This window comes from Anaerobutyricum hallii DSM 3353, assembly GCF_000173975.1.
GTDB lineage: Bacteria > Bacillota > Clostridia > Lachnospirales > Lachnospiraceae > Anaerobutyricum > Anaerobutyricum hallii.
In genome coordinates this window covers 1-1,194 of the sequence record NZ_ACEP01000103.1, presented here as the reverse complement: position 1 = coordinate 1,194, position 1,194 = coordinate 1, and the positions used below count along the sequence as shown (strand labels likewise).

The 1,194-nt window shown below is 42.2% G+C and carries 1 protein-coding gene; it reads right to left on the bottom strand.

All coding sequences use genetic code 11. The features are described from left to right. Positions 1-1,194, bottom strand: a 1,194-nt coding sequence (locus tag EUBHAL_RS14890) for a ParB/RepB/Spo0J family partition protein (protein ID WP_005349057.1), incomplete at both ends; no start/stop codon positions are given.

The following is a 1,194-nucleotide window of genomic DNA, read 5'->3' as shown; positions in this document are numbered from 1 at the left end:
CGGACACCGCAAGATTTCTTCAGGAAGAAAATAGCTGATATAACTGGAAACCCCTTTTATATCTAAAGAATTCATATATTCCTGACGGGTTAATCCAGCTGTTTCTTCCCTTCCTTCTTCCACTAACTCATCCATCGAGACAGAAACTTCCCTTCCTTCCCTGTCCGGCTTTCCGGCAGGCTCTTTGCAGTCTGTATCTTCTGTTTCTATTTCTGATACCATATCTCTTTGTTCTTCCCTCCTTTCTACAGGCTCTGGCTCTTCTTTTTCTTCTTTTGGGCAGTACTGGTCAAGCAGGGTCACATACCGTTCCCATGTAATGGATCTCTCTGAGATACTGATGTTTTTATCCGAGCAGGAGATCCTGATCTCCCCTTGTGATATTTCATATGATGTACTCCCATATCTCCCTTTTAAGAACTTTACGAGTGCTTTTCTGGAGACAGTAGACCTGTCATATTCATCTATACCCAACAGCCGGTACGATACCCGTATCTCTACCGCACCCGGTTCTAAATTCTTCTGTTTATATTCTTCTATATCCACATTTTTTGTAATCCCCTGTTCGATCACTTCCTTCTGCATCTTTTCCGGCAGCCTCGCCAGAGTGAGTGCGGCAGATTTTTCTATCTCCCCTTCCTTAAATTTTTCCATTGCCTCTGGAAGTAAATTTCTGGAGATCTGCTGGTACTCCTGTACCGTAGCCCTTGCAATCCCCATTTTTTTTGATAAGCGTTCTACCATTCTACCTTTCTGTAAAGAAGGGGGGAATTCTTCTGGATGTTCCCATAAAAGTCTCTCCATCTCTGTAATCTCATGCATCAGCTCATATGGCTTTTTCGTATGATAGCCATTGGAAGCCAGTACACGGAAACTTTCCTGTACTACGCTAACATTATTTACAATGCATGGGAGAAATTCAAACTGTTTCAGTCCTCTCTCTTCTACAAGTAACCTGCATGCCTCGCATCTTTTATGTCCGGCAATAATCCGGTATTCATCCGTATCTGATTTACTTACGGACAGATTTTCAATGACTTCTCCCGCAGCTTCGATCAGATCTGCAAGGGATTCTATCTCTTCCTTATCTCTTGCAGGACAATACTGATCTGGATTTGTTTTCAGTTTAGAGTAATGGATCCATTTGATCGTTCTTCGTGGATGCTGCTCTTCTTTTTTAATCTCTTCCTTATT